This is a genomic window from Streptomyces sp. CNZ287 (assembly GCF_007827615.1).
Map to the genome: position 1 here is coordinate 277,058 of NZ_VISV01000007.1, position 14,066 is coordinate 291,123.

Below are 14,066 nucleotides of genomic sequence, written 5' to 3' on the forward strand. Positions count from 1 at the left end.
ACGGCAGCCGGCCGTCGGACGGCCGGCACGCGCACGGCGGACGGGAGAGCCACCATGCCCCTTAACGGAACGGACGGAGACCACCGCGTACGGATCCCGCAGCCGGCGGCCCGGCACGCACTCCGGCACGGCGGCGGTCCGTGGGCCGCGGCGGTGAGGCCCGCCCGGCACCTCCTGCTGCGGCTCGCGGAGCCCGCGCGGCGCGCCGAGGCGCGGCGGCTGCTCGCGCTCGTCCTGGACGTGCCCCCGCTGCCGGGCGCGGAGCCCGCGGTACTGATCGCCGAGGTGCCGGACGGCCGGCGGGCGGTGGACGTGCTCATCGAGCTGGCGTGGGCGGGGATCGAGCTGGACGGGTTCGCGCTCGACGCCGCGGTGTGACGGCCCGCGCCGGGAGCGGTGACGAGGGAGCGCGCCCGGCGCCGGCCGTCCAACTCACGGACCCCCATGGTCACTTGGCGGGGTGCGGGGCACGTATCGTGTGGCGCGTCCATGCAAAAAAGTGATGGCGCGGGCGAAGAGGGCGGTGACACGATCCCCCGGTGGACTCTCGATATCTGCGCGCCTTCGTGACGGTGGCCGAGACCGGCGGGATATCGGCCGCGGCCGAGCGGCTGGGGTACGCGCAGTCGAGCCTCAGCGCCCAACTGCGCCGCCTGGAACAGGAACTCGGCGTCACGGTCGTGGTCCGCACCTCCACGGGGGCCTCCCTCACCGACGCCGGCCGCCGGCTGCTCCCGTACGCGCGCGAGGCGCTGGAGATCGACGAGCGCATGCGCAGCGCGGCCGCCGCCTTCCGGCCGCGGCTGCGGATCGGGGCGCCGGAGACCCTGGCGGGGGAGTGGCTGCCGGACATCGTCACCGCGCTGGACTACGGCGCCGGCGGGCCGGACGCGGACGCGGAGATCAGCGTGGTCGTCGGCCCCCGGGAGCGGCTGGCGGAGCAACTGGCCGCCGGCGAACTGGACCTCGCCTTCCACTTCGACGACGGCAGCCGCACGGCGGGCCCGAGCGCGGTCGTCGGCCACGAGGACGTCGTGCTCGTCACCGGCCCTGCCCACCCGCTGGCGGGCGCGGCGGAGGTGACGGAGGCGGACGTGCTGGCCGCCGAGTTCCTCGTCGCGGAGCCGGGCTGCAGCTCGGCCGTCCTCTACGACCGCCTCAGCCGCGACCTGCCCGCCCGTACCCGCGCGGCCACCGCCGCCGGCTCCCTGCCCGCGCTGCGCCGGCTGGCCGCGCACGGCCGCGGGGTGGCGCTGCTGCCCCGGCTGGCCGTCGTACGGGACCTGGAGGACGGCGGGCTCGTCGACCTCCCGATGGCCACGCCGGCGGGCCCGGTGGCGATCGAGGCCCGCTGGCGCCGCGACCCGGGGCAGGCGGAACCGACGCTGCGGGCCGTCCTGCGCCTGGCCCGCCGCCACACCACCCAGCTCCCCCCGCCCGCGGCCCTCCGCCGCACCCCGGCCCGTACGGCCTGACCCGGAGGCGGCTGCGCGGAGCCCTGTACGCCGGCAGGGGCGATCGCCTCGCCCGCGTCTTCCCCGCCCGTCCGCCCGCACGCCGTGTCGGACCCGCCCGGTCCGGTCCCGCGCCCGCGGACGCGGGGCGGTTCTTGCGCCAGACTGAGGCCATGGCCGACGCCGCCCTGCCGACCCCCCGTCCCCGTTCCCGGGCACTCCGCGGAGCCGTCGTGCGGGCGGCCCGCGGGACGTTCGCCGCGGCCGCCGCCGCGCATCTGGTGGGGCAGCTCGCCGGAGCCGACCGGCTCATGCACACCACCAAGCCCCTGCTCATGCCGGCCCTCGCCGCCTGCGCCGCCGCCCGCGGCGCTCCGCGGGCGCTGGTCGCCGGACTGGCCTTCGGCTGGGCCGGTGACGTGCTGCTGCAAGTGGGCGGGGACGGGCCGTTCCTGGCCGGGATGGGGGCGTTCGCCGCCGGGCACGTCTGCTATCTGACGCTCTTCCGGCGCGGGCACCGGCTGCCCCGGGCGGGGGAGCGGCGGCTCGCCGTCGCGTACGGGGCCGCCTGGGCCGCCGGTGTCGGCGCGCTGTGGCCGGGGCTCGACCCGGGGCTGCGCGGGCCCGTGGCCGCGTACAGTCTGCTGCTCGCCGCGATGGCGTTCGGCGCCGCCCGGTTCGGGCCGCGGGCCGGTGCGGGGGCTGCGCTCTTCCTGCTCTCCGACACCCTCATCGCCACCGGCCTCGCCGGCCGCCCGCAGCCGCCCGCCGCCGGGTTCTGGGTGATGGCGACCTACCTGGCCGCCCAGTACCTCATCACGGACGGCGTGCTGCGCCGCCGGCCGCCCGTCCCCGGCCCCGTGCGCGGGGCGGAGCGGCCCGGCCCCGGATACGGCGAGGGCCGGGCCGCGGCGCCCTGAGGCGCCGCCGCCCGGCCCGGTGGCCGCCGGTGGTTACGTCACCGGCGGGGCCTCACCGCCGTACGGCGTCGTAGGCGTCCACGATCCCCGCCCCGTAGAAGGCGTTGGTCCGCTTGTCGCCGGTGCAGGTGGAGTCCTCGACCCCGTTGCCGTCCGGGTCGTAGAACTCCGGGCAGCCCGGGTTGTCCGCCTGCGACTTCATCAGCATGTGCAGCGCCGTGGGCGACACCCGCGGGTGCTTGCTCTTGATGAGCGCCGCCACGCCCGCGGCGTGCGGGGTGGCCATCGACGTGCCCTGCAGCCAGCCGTACTTGTTCTCCGGCAGCGTCGACAGGATGCGGCCGTTCTTCGACGGCGTGTCCGGGATCTGGTAGCCGTCACCGCCGGGCGCGGCGACGTCGACGACCTTCTGGCCGTAGCTGCTGTAGTACGACTTGTCGTCGTTCACGCCGGTCGCCGCGACGGTCACGATGCCCGGGAGCTGGGTCGGCACGTCCCAGCACTCGGACGGGTCGATGGTGCGCTCCAGGGGCGTGGTGTCGTTGGGGCTGGAGTCGTCCACGATCTCGTCGGAGGCGAGGTCGTCGTTGGAGTTGCCGGCCGCGGCGAGGTGCAGGGTGCCCTTGCCCATCGCGTACAGCGAGGCGCGGTTGACCGCCTCGACGATCGCCCGCTGGTCGGGGTCGTCGAGGCAGTTGTAGAGCCACGGGTCGACGTAGTAGCTGTTGTTGGTGATCTCGATGCCGTTGTCGCCGGCGAAGACGAAGGCGCAGACGACGGCCTCGGCGTAGAACAGCGCGGTGTCGGGCTCGCTCACCTTGAGCGAGGCGACCTGCACGCCGGGCGCGACGCCGGCCACGCCGACGCCGTTGCGCGCGGCGGCGATCTCACCGGCGACGTGGGTGCCGTGGTAGTCGCCCGCCGGGTCGTAGGGGCGCCAGGCGCCCTCGGTGGTGTCCGCGACGCCGCCGACGCAGTTGGCGGACTGCTTGGCGGAGAAGTTGGCCTTGAGGTCGGGGTGCGTGTCGTCCACGCCGGTGTCGATGACGCCGACGGTGACGTCACGGCTGCCGGTCGAGACCTTGTGCGCCTTGTCGGCGCCGATCGCCGGCAGGTCCCACTGCTCCTTCTCCAGCGGCTCGACGCCCGGGTCCTGCGAACGGGCCTTCGCGGCGCCCTTGTAAACCTCCGGCGCGCTGGTCTCCAGCGTGCCGGAGGGAGTCAGCGGCGCGGTGCGGCTCGCGCCCGCGGACCGCACGCCGCGGACGCCGCGCAGCTCCGCCGCGAAGTCCGGGTTGGTGGAGTGGGCGACGACCACGCCGATCTTCTTGTGCGTGACGACCACCGAGCCGTCCGCGTCGGCGATCGCGTCCTTGACCCGGGCGATCGTCTTGTCGTCGGTCTCCGTGTTGACCACGTACGAAAGCTTCTCGCCGGCCGCGGCCCCGGCGCTGCCGCCGGGCTCCGGGGCCGACGCGGCGGAGGCCGCCCCCGGCAGGAGGCCGAGCGCCGCCGCGAGGGTCAGCCCCAGGGGCACTGCCAGCAGGCGCCGACCGCGGGGTCGGAGATGAGTCATGGGATCTCCAGATCATCAGTCAGGAATCCGCCGCGGACCGTTGCCGCGGTCAGGTACACGGCAAGCGAACGTAGCGCTGATCACCCGTGGCCATCAATACATCGCCCTGCAGTGTCTTTTGGCGTGTCGCGCACGCCAGGCGCTCGCGGCCCAGCCGTCACGCGCGTACGACGGAACGTTTCACCACCGCAACCTCTACAAACTGTTGATTGTCGGTGGCCTGGCGTAGGCTTCCAGAGGTCAGGTACCGCCGTGGGAGGGCCTTCTCCATGCTGCGTGACACCTATGGGCGGGTCGCCACCGACCTCCGCGTCTCGCTCACCGACCGCTGCAACCTGCGGTGCACGTACTGCATGCCCGAGGAAGGGCTCCAGTGGCTCGGCAAACCCGAGCTGCTCACCGACGACGAGATCGTCCGCCTCGTCCGCCTCGCGGTCACCGAGTTCGGCGTCACCGACGTGCGCTTCACCGGCGGCGAGCCGCTGCTGCGCCCCGGGCTCACCGGCATCGTCGAGCGCTGCGCCGCCCTCACGCCCCGCCCCAAGCTCTCCCTCACCACCAACGGCATCGGCCTGGAGCGTACGGCCGCGGCCCTCAAGGCCGCCGGACTCGACCGGGTGAACGTCTCGCTGGACACCCTCAGCGCCGACGTGTTCCAGCGGCTCACCCGCCGCAAGCGCCACGGCGACGTGCTCCGCGGCCTCGCCGCCGCCCGGGCCGCCGGCCTGGACCCGGTGAAGGTCAACAGCGTGCTGATGCCCGGGTTCAACGAGGACGAGGCTCCCGACCTGCTCGCCTGGGCCGTCGCCGAGGGGTATGAGCTGCGGTTCATCGAGCAGATGCCCCTCGATCCGCAGCACGGCTGGCAGCGCGACGGCATGATCACCGCGGGCGACATCCTCACCTCCCTGCGGACGCGCTTCACGCTCACCCCCGAGGGCGAGGCGGTGCGCGGCTCCGCCCCGGCCGAGCGCTGGCTCGTGGACGGGGGCCCGGCCCGCGTCGGCGTCATCGCCTCCGTCACCCGTCCCTTCTGCCGGGCCTGCGACCGTACCCGGCTGACCGCGGACGGGCAGGTGCGCAACTGCCTGTTCGCGCGCGAGGAGACCGACCTGCGGGGCGCGTTGCGCTCCGGCGCGCCGGACGAGGAGATAGCCCGGCTGTGGCGGATCGCGATGTGGGGGAAGAAAGCGGGCGCCGGGCTCGACGACCCGTCGTTCGTCCAGCCGGACCGGCCGATGTCCGCGATCGGCGGCTGACGCGGGGGAGCCGGGGATTCTTCCGGGTGCGGCGGGCGCCGCTCAGGCCCGGCGGGGCCCCGGCCCGCTGTCGCCGTCGGCGTCCCTTTCTCCGTTTTCCGCCTTTTCTCCGGCTTCCGCACGTGCCGCGCTCTGCTCCGCCTCCTGCCAGTCCGCCAGCGTGACGACCTCTTTGAGGAAGTCCCGTACGCCCAGGAACCGGCTCAGATATTCGCGGTGCTCCTCGCACGCGAGCCAGGTCTTTCGGCGCTCCGGCGTGTGCAGCTTCGGGTTGTTCCAGGCGAGCACCCACACCGCGGGCGCGCGGCAGCCCTTGGCGGAGCAGATGAGAGCGGGATCAGCGGTGTTCACGGGGCCCAGCCTACGTACCGGAACAGGGGCGACGCCGGGCAGCCACGGGGGGAGCTGCCCGGCGTCGGTCCGTCGCTCCGACGGGGGATGCGGAGCGCGTACGAAGTATGTCACGCGAGAAGGGCCGCCCGGCACCGGATGGGCATATTTGATTTGAGCTTTTTCTGAGCTTGCACACTTGGTGATCAAACGGGCGGCGGCGCGCTCTCACTGGTCGTCGACTCGTCCCCGGCCGGGGCCCGTTCACCCGGGGCGCCGGACTCACGCGCGGTCCGCCGCGGCGGGGCGATCACTCTGCGCTCCGGGGCGACGACGAAGGTGGAGGGCAGCGAACGGATGCTCTCACGGCCCGCGTTCGCGATGATCACCGCGAAGTACGGGATGAACATGCCGAGAATGAGCGCGACGACGGCGGTATGCCGCTGGACGTTCCAGAGCAGGGCCGCGGCCACCACCGAGACCGCCCGGATCGTCATGGAGATCACGTACCGCCGCTGCCGGCCGCGTACGTCATCGTCCAGGCTCTGCCGCGCGCCGGTGATCCTGAACACGTCGGCATCGCCGCGGCGCTTCCGCTTCACATTCCACCCCCTGGCACCGGGTACCTCCCCAAGGTACGCCGGGAAGGCGCCCCGTTCGATCCGGGGGCGGGACATACCGCCCCGCAACCCGAACAGACCTGGCCGGAATGCGCCCCCCCGGCCACCGCAAGAAACTGGCACGGCAGGCGGACACCGCCGCACGAGGAGGCGACATGAACTGGCTGTGGGCCATCGTGCTGGGCCTGATCCTGGGTGTCATCGCCCGGATCATCCTGCCCGGCCGGCAGGCCATCCCCATCTGGCTGACCATCGTGTGCGGCATCATCGGGTCGATCATCGGCAACGCCGCGGCCTCGGGGATCGGCGTGGACGACACCAGGGGAGTCGACTGGATCCGGCACCTCCTGCAGCTCGCCGGCGCCGTGGGCGTCGTGGCGCTCGGCGCCCCGATGTACGAGAGGTTCCGCGGCCACAAGATCCGGAGCCCCCGCTGACGGAAGGCTCCGCTCCCCCCGTCCGGGGGGAGCGGAGCCTTCCGTCAGCCGTCCTGGGGGGCCGCCAGCTCGATCGCCGCCAGGTTGCGCTTGCCCCGGCGCAGCACCAGCCAGCGCCCGTGCAGCAGGTCCCCGGGCGCCGGCACGGCGTCCTCGGCGGCGACCTTCACGTTGTTCACGTACGCCCCGCCCTCCTTGACCGTCCTGCGGGCCGCCGACCTGCTCGGCGCCAGACCCACCTCGGCCAGCAGCTCCACCACGGGACCCAGCTCCGCGACCCGCGCGTGCGGCACCTCGGCCAGCGCCGCCCGCAGCGTCGCCTCGTCCAGCTCGCCCAGCTCGCCCTGCCCGAAGAGCGCCCGCGACGCGGCGATCACCGCGGCACACTGCGCCGTGCCGTGCACCAGCGTCGTCAGCTCCTCCGCCAGCGCCCGCTGCGCGGCCCGCGCCTGGGGCCGCTCCGCCGTCTGCCGCTCCAGCTCGATCAGCTCCTCACGGCTGCGGAAGCTGAGGATCCGCAGGTAGCGGGAGACGTCGCGGTCGTCGACATTCAGCCAGAACTGATAAAAGGCGTACGGAGTCGTCAGCTCCGGGTCGAGCCAGACCGCGCCGCCCTCCGTCTTGCCGAACTTCGTGCCGTCGGCCTTCGTCATCAGCGGCGTCGCCAGCGCGTGCACCGCGGCCTCCGGCTCGACCCGGTGGATCAGGTCGGTGCCCGCCGTGAGGTTGCCCCACTGGTCGCTGCCGCCCGTCTGCAGCGTGCAGCCGTACCGCCGGTACAGCTCCAGGAAGTCCAGACTCTGCAGGATCTGGTAGCTGAACTCGGTGTAGCTGATGCCCTCTTCCGACTCCAGCCGGCGCGCGACGGCCTCCTTGGCGACCATCTTGTTCACCCGGAAGTGCCGCCCGATATCGCGCAGGAACTCGATCGCCGACAGGCCCGAGGTCCAGTCCAGGTTGTTGACCATCCGGGCGGCGTACGGGCCCTCGAAGTCGAGCAGCGGCTCGATCTGCGCGCGGACCCGCTCCACCCAGCCGGCGACGACCTCCGGATCGTTCAGCGTGCGCTCCGCGTCCGGCTTGGGGTCGCCGATCTGGCCGGTCGCCCCGCCCACCAGGGCCAGCGGCAGGTGCCCGGCCTCCTGGAGCCGGCGCACGGTCAGCACCTGCACCAGATGTCCCACGTGCAGGCTCGGCGCCGTCGGGTCGAAGCCGCAATAGAACGTGACGGGACCGTCCGCGAGCGCCTTGCGCAGTGCGTCCTCGTCGGTGGACAGGGCCAGCAGCCCGCGCCACCGCAGCTCGTCGACGATGTCCGTCACGTGTCTCGTCTCTCTTCTCGGTCTCGATCCCGGTCCCGTGCCCGGCCGACCGCGCGGCCGGGTACGGGAGTGCTGCGTACGAGGGTAATGGCGGCTAGACGCCCTGGCTGACCGAGCTCATGTTGAAGTCGGGGACCCGGACCGGCGGCATCGCCGCCCGCGTGAACCAGTCGCCCCACTCGCGCGGCAGCGTCCGCTCCGTGGCCCCGGCCTCGGCCGCACGCCCCAGCAGGTCGACGGGCGACTCGTTGAAGCGGAAGTTGTTCACCGCCCCGGTCACCTCGCCCTTCTCCACCAGATACACGCCGTCCCTGGTCAGCCCGGTGAGCAGCAGCGTCGCCGGGTCGACCTCGCGGATGTACCACAGGCAGGTCAGCAGCAGCCCCGGCCCGTCGTGCCCGAGGCCCGCGACCATCTCGTCCAGCGACTTCGTGCCGCCCCCGTCCAGCACCAGGTTGTCCGCCTCGGGCGTGACGGGCAGTCCTGTGAGGTCACCGGTGAAGCGGCTCGTCAGCAGGTGCTGCAGCGTGCCCTCGCGCACCCAGTCCGTGGGCCCGACCGGCAGCCCGTTGTCGAAGACCGACCAGTCGTCGGTGGAGGCGTGCGCGACGACGAACGGCGCCGACTCCAGGCCCGGCTCCGCCGGGTCGCTGCGCAGCGTCAGCGGCAGCCCGGCCAGCTTCTCGCCGACGCGCGTGCCGCCGCCCGGCTTGCTGAACACCGTGCGGCCCTCGTGCGCGTCCCGCCCGGAGGCCGACCAGAACATGTACACCAGCAGGTCCGCCACCGCGCTCGGCGGCAGCAGCGTCTCGTACCGCCCGGCGGGCAGCTCCACCGTCCGCTCCGCCCACGCCAGCCGCTGCGCCAGCTCCGCGTCCAGCTCGGCGGGGTCCACGTCGGTGAAGTCCCGGGTCGACCGGCCCGCCCAGGCGGACTTCGTCCGGTCCGGAGACTTGGCGTTCAGCTCCAGCGTGCCGGTCGGCTGGTCGTGGCGCAGCCGCAGCCCGGTGGAGGTGCCCAGGTAGGTGGAGGTCAGCGTGTGGTTCGCGAAGCCGTAGAGCTGCCGGCCGCCGGCCCGGGCGCGGGCGAAGGACTCGCCGAGCGCGGGCGCGAAGGCGGCGAACACGTCGGAGGAGGTCTCGGCGGGCGGCTCGGCGAAGTCGGCCGAGTGCGGCACGCCCTCGACCAGCGGCCGGGCGTCCTGCGCGGGACCGCTCTCCCGCGCCGCCGCCTCCGCGGCCCGTACCAGCGGCTCCAGGTCGTCCGCGGTGACCGCTGCCCGGGAGACGACGCCGGAGGCCGTGCCCTCCCGGCCGCCGACGGTGGCGATGACCGTGAGCGTACGGCCGCGGGTCTCGCCGTTCGTCGTCAGCGCGTTGCCCGCCCACCGCAGGTTCGCGCTCGACTCCTCGTCGGCGATCACCACGCAGCCGTCGGCGCGCGACAGCTCCAGGGCCCTCTCGACGCTCTCGTGAGGCTCGGTCGTCCGGGTCGTCCGCGTCATCGGCCGGCCTCCTGGGTGGTGTTGAGGATGTTGACGTTCCGGAAGAGCGCGGACGGGCAGCCGTGCGAGACGGACGCCGACTGCCCCGGCTGCGCCTTGCCGCAACTGAAGGTGCCGCCCAGCACATACGTCTCCGGGCCGCCGATCGCCGACATCGAGCCCCAGAAGTCGGTCGTCGTCGCCTGGTACGCCACGTCCTTGAGCTGCCCCGCCAGCCTGCCGTTCTCGATCCGGAAGAACCGCTGCGCGGTGAACTGGAAGTTGTAGCGCTGCATGTCGATCGACCAGGAGCGGTCGCCGACGACGTAGATGCCGCGCTCGACCTCGCCGATCAGCTCCTCGGTCGTCGGGCCCTCGGGCGCGGGCTGGAGGGAGACGTTCGCCATGCGCTGGACGGGCACGTGGGCGGGGGAGTCGGCGTAGGCGCAGCCGTTGGAGCGGTCGAAGCCGGTGAGCTTCGCGATCCGGCGGTCCGTCTGGTAGCCGACGAGCACGCCTTCGCGGACCAGGTCCCAGGACTGCGCCTGCACGCCCTCGTCGTCGTAGCCGATGCTGGCGAGCCCGTGTTCTGCGGTGCGGTCGCCGGTGACGTTCATCAGTCCTGAGCCGTAGCGCAAGGTCCCGAGCTGGTCGAACGTGGCGAAGGACGTGCCCGCGTACGCGGCCTCGTAGCCGAGGGCGCGGTCCAGCTCGGTGGCGTGGCCGACGGATTCGTGGATCGTCAGCCACAGGTTCGACGGGTCGACCACCAGGTCGTACGAGCCGGCCTCGACGCTCGGCGCCGCCAGCTTCTCGGCCAGCCAGCCGGGGATCCGCGCCAGCTCCTCGTCCCAGTCCCAGCCGGTGCCGGTCGCGTACTCCCAGCCGCGGCCCGCGGGCGGGGCGAGGGTGCGCATCGAGTCGAAGTCGCCGGAGTCGGTGACCGTCACCGCGGTCAGTTCGGGGTGCATCCGCACCCGCTGCTGGGTGGTCGAGGTGCCGGCGGTGTCGGCGTAGAACTTGTTCTCCTGCACCGCCAGCAGCGAGGCGTCCACGTGCGAGATGCCCGGGGCGGCGAGCAGCCGTTCGCTCCACTCCGTCAGCAGCCCGGTCTTGTCGGCGTCCGGTACGTCGAAGGGGTTCACCTCGTACGCGGAGATCCACGTCTTCTCCGCGTGCACCGGCTCCGGCGCCAGCTCGACCCGCTCGTCCGCCCCGGCCGCGGCGATGACCCGCGCCGACAGCTTCGCCATCGCCACCGCCCGGGCGGCGACCCGCGCGGCGGCGTCCATCGTCAGGTCGACCCCGGCGGCGAAGCCCCAGGCCCCGCCGTGCACCACGCGCACCGCGTACCCGAGGTCGGTGGTGTCCGTGGAGCCCGCCAGCTTGGCGTCCTTCAGCCGCAGGGCCGCGCTGCGCACCCGCTCCAGGCGGAAGTCGGCGTGCTCGGCGCCCAGCGCCCGGGCCCGCGCGAGCGCGGCGTCCGCGAGGGCACTCAGCGGCAGTGCGAGGAACCCGTCGTCGAGGGAATGGACCGACTTGCTCACGTTCTGCCCTCCGGTCGGTGGTGGGTGGTGGGTGGTGGTGGTGGTGCCGCGGGCCGCGTCCGGGCCCCCGGCCGATCATGCCCGAGCGGCTGCCCGGTGCCCAGCGGGTTTCTGTCGGAACCCCACAAGTGTCCGCCGCGGGCCTGTGTGGGGGGCGGAATGCCCGTGGCGCGTCCCGTACCGATAGCTTCTCGGGTGAGGAGTCCTGGAGATCGTCCGGGAGCCACCAGGGAGAAGGGATGGGTCCTTGAGCCGCTCGGTTCTGGTCACCGGAGGCAACCGCGGTATCGGCCTCGACATCACCCGCGCGTTCGCCGAGGCGGGCGACAAGGTCGCGTTCACGTACCGCTCCGGCGAGCCGCCCGCGGCGCTGGTGGAGCTGGGCTGTCTGCCCGTGAAGTGCGACATCACCGACACCGAGCAGGTCGACCGGGCGTACAAGGAGGTGGAGGAGGCACACGGCAACGTCGAGGTGCTGGTGGCCAACGCCGGTATCACCAAGGACCAGTTGCTGATGCGGATGTCCGAGGAGGACTTCGTCTCCGTCCTGGACACCAACCTCACCGGCACCTTCCGCGTCGTCAAGCGAGCCAACCGCGGCATGCTGCGGGCCCGCAAGGGCCGCGTGGTGCTCATCTCCTCCGTGGTGGGCCTCATGGGCTCCCCCGGCCAGTCCAACTACGCCGCCTCCAAGGCGGCGCTCGTCGGCTTCGCCCGCTCGCTGGCGCGCGAGCTGGGCTCGCGCAACATCACCTTCAACGTCGTCGCTCCCGGCTTCGTCGAGACCGACATGACGCGGGTGCTCTCGGCGGAGCGGCAGGCGGAGATCGCCGCGCAGGTGCCGCTCGGCCGGTACGCGCGGCCGGAGGACGTCGCAGCCGCGGTGCGCTTCCTCGCCTCCGACGACGCCTCGTACATCACCGGAGCCGTCCTTCCCGTGGACGGCGGATTGGGCATGGGTCACTGAGCACCATGAGCGGAATCCTCGACGGCAAGCGCGTCCTCATCACCGGGGTGCTGCTGGAGTCGTCCATCGCCTTCCACGCGGCGAAGCTGGCGCAGGAGCAGGGCGCGGAGATCATCCTCACCGCGTTCCCGCGGCCCACGCTCACCGAGCGCATCGCGAAGAAGCTGCCCAAGCCGGCGAAGGTCGTCGAACTCGACGTCACCGACGACGAGCACCTGGCGCGGATCGAGGGCATCGTGCGCGAGGAGCTGGGCGGGCTCGACGGCCTCGTGCACTCCGTGGGCTTCGCCCCGCCGGACGCGCTCGGCGGCAACTTCCTGCACACCCCCTTCGAGTCCGTCGCCACCGCCATGCATGTCTCGGCGTTCTCGCTGAAGTCTCTGACGATGGCGTGCCTGCCGCTGATGCAGGGCGGCGGTTCGGTCGTCGGCATGACCTTCGACGCGCAGTTCGCGTGGCCGCAGTACGACTGGATGGGCCCGGCGAAGGCGGCCCTGGAGGCCACCAGCCGCTATCTGGCCCGCGACCTGGGCAAGGAGAACGTCCGCTGCAACCTGGTCTCGGCCGGTCCCATCGGCTCCATGGCGGCGAAGTCCATCCCCGGCTTCTCGGACCTGGCGGACGTGTGGAACACGCGCTCGCCGCTGGAGTGGGACATGGCGGACCCGGAGCCGGCGGGGCGCGGGGTCGTGGCGCTGCTGTCGGACTGGTTCCCGAAGACGACGGGCGAGATCGTGCACGTGGACGGCGGGGTGCACATCATGGGCGCGTAGCCGGGAGGACCGGCAACGGTACTGGTTCCACGGCGGACGGGCGGCCCTCTGCGCGGGTCGCCCGTTCGGCGTAGGCCGGTGGGCCGGGGGCGGGGCGGCGGCGCACGCTGGAGGGGCGGTTACCGTCCCCTTGTGGTGCAGCAGCGACGCGCGCAGGTGCGTCGCCGTACGGCCGAGGAGGTTGTGTGGTGCGTGAGGGCCCGCGTCGTTCCGGCCGCCGCACCCGGGTCTCCGCGCGCCGCCGTACGTTTCTGGGCGCGGCGGCCCTCGCCTTCGCCGCGCCGGTGCTGCTGCCGGCCGCGGGTCCCGCGTACGCCGCGGACGGCCCCGGCTCTCTCCCCGGTCCCGGCCCCGGTGCGGTCCCCGGCGCCGGCGACCGCGGCGGCCCGACGAAGGCCGAGTGCCGCACCACCGTCACCGGCTCGACCGTCACCGCCCGCTGCTACAACGCGGGCCCCTACACGGACGCCGTCCAACTGCACATCGAGTGCGCCCGCTGGTGGGACCCGGACGTCGACGGCATGCGCGTGCGCCTCGACCCGGCGGAGAGCGGCGAGCTGACCGACCGCTGCTGGTTCGACGTCGCCCACGCCTGGATCAGCCACGAACCGATACGCGACGTACCGGACGGCTAGCCGGGGTGCCTGGCCGTCAGCCGCCGAGGGCCGGTTCCGGCATGCAGCCGTAGGCGTGGCTTGCGGCCTCCTCCGCGGCGGTTTCCGCGTCGCCCGCGCGGATCGCCGTCACCATCCGGGCGTGGTCCAGGTGTTCCGCCGGCAGCAGCACGTCGCCCACCTTGGAGCGCAGCGTCGTGCGGACGACCTCGCCCAGGTCCGCGTAGACGGCCGTCAGCACCTCGTTGTGCGACGCCGTCGCCACCGCCAGGTGCAGCGTCGCGTCCGCGTCGACGAACGCCGCCGCGTCGCCCGACTCCCACGCCTCCTCGCGGCGCCGCAGCAGCAGCTCCAACTGCGTCATCTCCGCCTCCGTACGGCGCACCGCCGCCAGCCGGGCCGCCTGCGCCTCCAGCGCGCTGCGCAGCTCCGCGACGTGCGCGGGACGGGCATCGGCGAAGCGGCGCTGCATCACGCCGGCCAGCTCGCTCGTCGCGGCGACGTACGTGCCGGAGCCCTGCCGGATGTCGAGCAGGCCGTTGTTCGCGAGCGCCCGGACCGCCTCGCGGACGGTGTTCCGCGCGACGCCCAGTTGCTCCACCAGCTCCGGCTCGGTCGGGATGCGGCTGCCGACCGGCCACTCGCCCGCGGTGATCTGCGTGCGCAACTGCGCGATCACCTGGTCGGTGAGGCTCGATCGGCGCGGCGAGGTCAGTGCCATGTCTCTCCCGTGCTCGGACTGCGGAGTGGACAACCATTCATCC

15 protein-coding genes are annotated in these 14,066 nt (G+C 73.3%); 8 read left to right on the top strand and 7 right to left on the bottom strand.

From position 1 onward, the window contains the following. Positions 1-54: 54 nt before the first annotated feature. The 3 genes from FB457_RS16025 (at position 55) to FB457_RS16035 (ending at position 2,374) form a co-directional block, all read left to right on the top strand. The gene (locus tag FB457_RS16025) at positions 55-378 is read left to right on the top strand and encodes a hypothetical protein (RefSeq protein ID WP_047015045.1); all 324 of its coding nucleotides are present in this window, start codon (positions 55-57) and stop codon (positions 376-378) included. Between the two features lie 161 nt (positions 379-539). After that, positions 540-1,475: a LysR family transcriptional regulator gene (locus tag FB457_RS16030; protein WP_047015044.1), complete on the top strand. Its 936-nt coding sequence runs from the start codon at positions 540-542 to the stop codon at positions 1,473-1,475. A gap of 152 nt (positions 1,476-1,627) precedes the next feature. Further along, the gene (locus tag FB457_RS16035) at positions 1,628-2,374 is read left to right on the top strand and encodes a lysoplasmalogenase (RefSeq protein ID WP_047015043.1); all 747 of its coding nucleotides are present in this window, start codon (positions 1,628-1,630) and stop codon (positions 2,372-2,374) included. A 52-nt stretch (positions 2,375-2,426) separates the two neighbouring features. Here FB457_RS16035 and FB457_RS16040 read toward each other — a convergent pair whose 3' ends face one another. Next, positions 2,427-3,950, bottom strand: coding sequence for a S8 family serine peptidase (locus FB457_RS16040; RefSeq protein WP_047015042.1), 1,524 nt, complete (start codon positions 3,948-3,950; stop codon positions 2,427-2,429). Between the two features lie 269 nt (positions 3,951-4,219). On the opposite strand from FB457_RS16040, the gene moaA reads away from it, so the two are divergent. Further along, positions 4,220-5,209, top strand: a complete 990-nt coding sequence (moaA, locus tag FB457_RS16045; protein WP_047015041.1) for a GTP 3',8-cyclase MoaA — start codon at positions 4,220-4,222, stop codon at positions 5,207-5,209. Between the two features lie 42 nt (positions 5,210-5,251). Here moaA and FB457_RS16050 read toward each other — a convergent pair whose 3' ends face one another. Both FB457_RS16050 and FB457_RS16055 read right to left on the bottom strand, forming a co-directional pair. Then, positions 5,252-5,569, bottom strand: a complete 318-nt coding sequence (locus tag FB457_RS16050) for a hypothetical protein (protein WP_253911577.1) — start codon at positions 5,567-5,569, stop codon at positions 5,252-5,254. Positions 5,570-5,745: 176 nt separating this feature from the next. Beyond that, on the bottom strand, positions 5,746-6,141 hold the full coding sequence (locus tag FB457_RS16055; RefSeq protein WP_047015039.1) for a DUF3099 domain-containing protein: 396 nt from the start codon (positions 6,139-6,141) through the stop codon (positions 5,746-5,748). A 173-nt stretch (positions 6,142-6,314) separates the two neighbouring features. Here FB457_RS16055 and FB457_RS16060 point away from each other — a divergent pair, with 173 nt between their 5' ends. Beyond that, complete coding sequence (locus FB457_RS16060; RefSeq protein ID WP_047015038.1) at positions 6,315-6,596, top strand: GlsB/YeaQ/YmgE family stress response membrane protein; 282 nt, start codon at positions 6,315-6,317, stop codon at positions 6,594-6,596. A 44-nt stretch (positions 6,597-6,640) separates the two neighbouring features. Here the strand turns inward: FB457_RS16060 and tyrS are convergent, their stop codons facing one another. From tyrS to FB457_RS16075, 3 genes are all read right to left on the bottom strand, one after another. Next, a complete protein-coding gene (gene tyrS / locus FB457_RS16065) occupies positions 6,641-7,918 on the bottom strand; it encodes a tyrosine--tRNA ligase (RefSeq protein WP_145782234.1) in 1,278 nt (425 codons plus the stop codon). 94 nt (positions 7,919-8,012) lie between these two features. Further along, the gene (locus tag FB457_RS16070) at positions 8,013-9,422 is read right to left on the bottom strand and encodes a metallopeptidase TldD-related protein (protein WP_145782235.1); all 1,410 of its coding nucleotides are present in this window, start codon (positions 9,420-9,422) and stop codon (positions 8,013-8,015) included. After that, positions 9,419-10,948 carry a TldD/PmbA family protein gene (locus FB457_RS16075; RefSeq protein WP_047015035.1) on the bottom strand — a complete coding sequence of 510 codons (1,530 nt, stop codon included), beginning with the start codon at positions 10,946-10,948 and terminating at the stop codon, positions 9,419-9,421. Before FB457_RS16075 ends, FB457_RS16070 begins: the two co-directional genes overlap by 4 nt. Before the next feature lie 247 nt (positions 10,949-11,195). Here FB457_RS16075 and fabG point away from each other — a divergent pair, with 247 nt between their 5' ends. From fabG to FB457_RS16090, 3 genes are all read left to right on the top strand, one after another. After that, complete coding sequence (gene fabG / locus FB457_RS16080; protein WP_047015034.1) at positions 11,196-11,915, top strand: 3-oxoacyl-[acyl-carrier-protein] reductase; 720 nt, start codon at positions 11,196-11,198, stop codon at positions 11,913-11,915. Between the two features lie 5 nt (positions 11,916-11,920). Next, a complete protein-coding gene (gene fabI, locus FB457_RS16085) occupies positions 11,921-12,688 on the top strand; it encodes an enoyl-ACP reductase FabI (RefSeq protein ID WP_047015033.1) in 768 nt (255 codons plus the stop codon). A gap of 185 nt (positions 12,689-12,873) precedes the next feature. Beyond that, positions 12,874-13,323, top strand: a complete 450-nt coding sequence (locus FB457_RS16090) for a hypothetical protein (RefSeq protein ID WP_047015032.1) — start codon at positions 12,874-12,876, stop codon at positions 13,321-13,323. Between the two features lie 16 nt (positions 13,324-13,339). Here the strand turns inward: FB457_RS16090 and FB457_RS16095 are convergent, their stop codons facing one another. Further along, complete coding sequence (locus tag FB457_RS16095; RefSeq protein ID WP_047015031.1) at positions 13,340-14,023, bottom strand: FadR/GntR family transcriptional regulator; 684 nt, start codon at positions 14,021-14,023, stop codon at positions 13,340-13,342. Between the last annotated feature and the right edge of the window lie 43 nt (positions 14,024-14,066).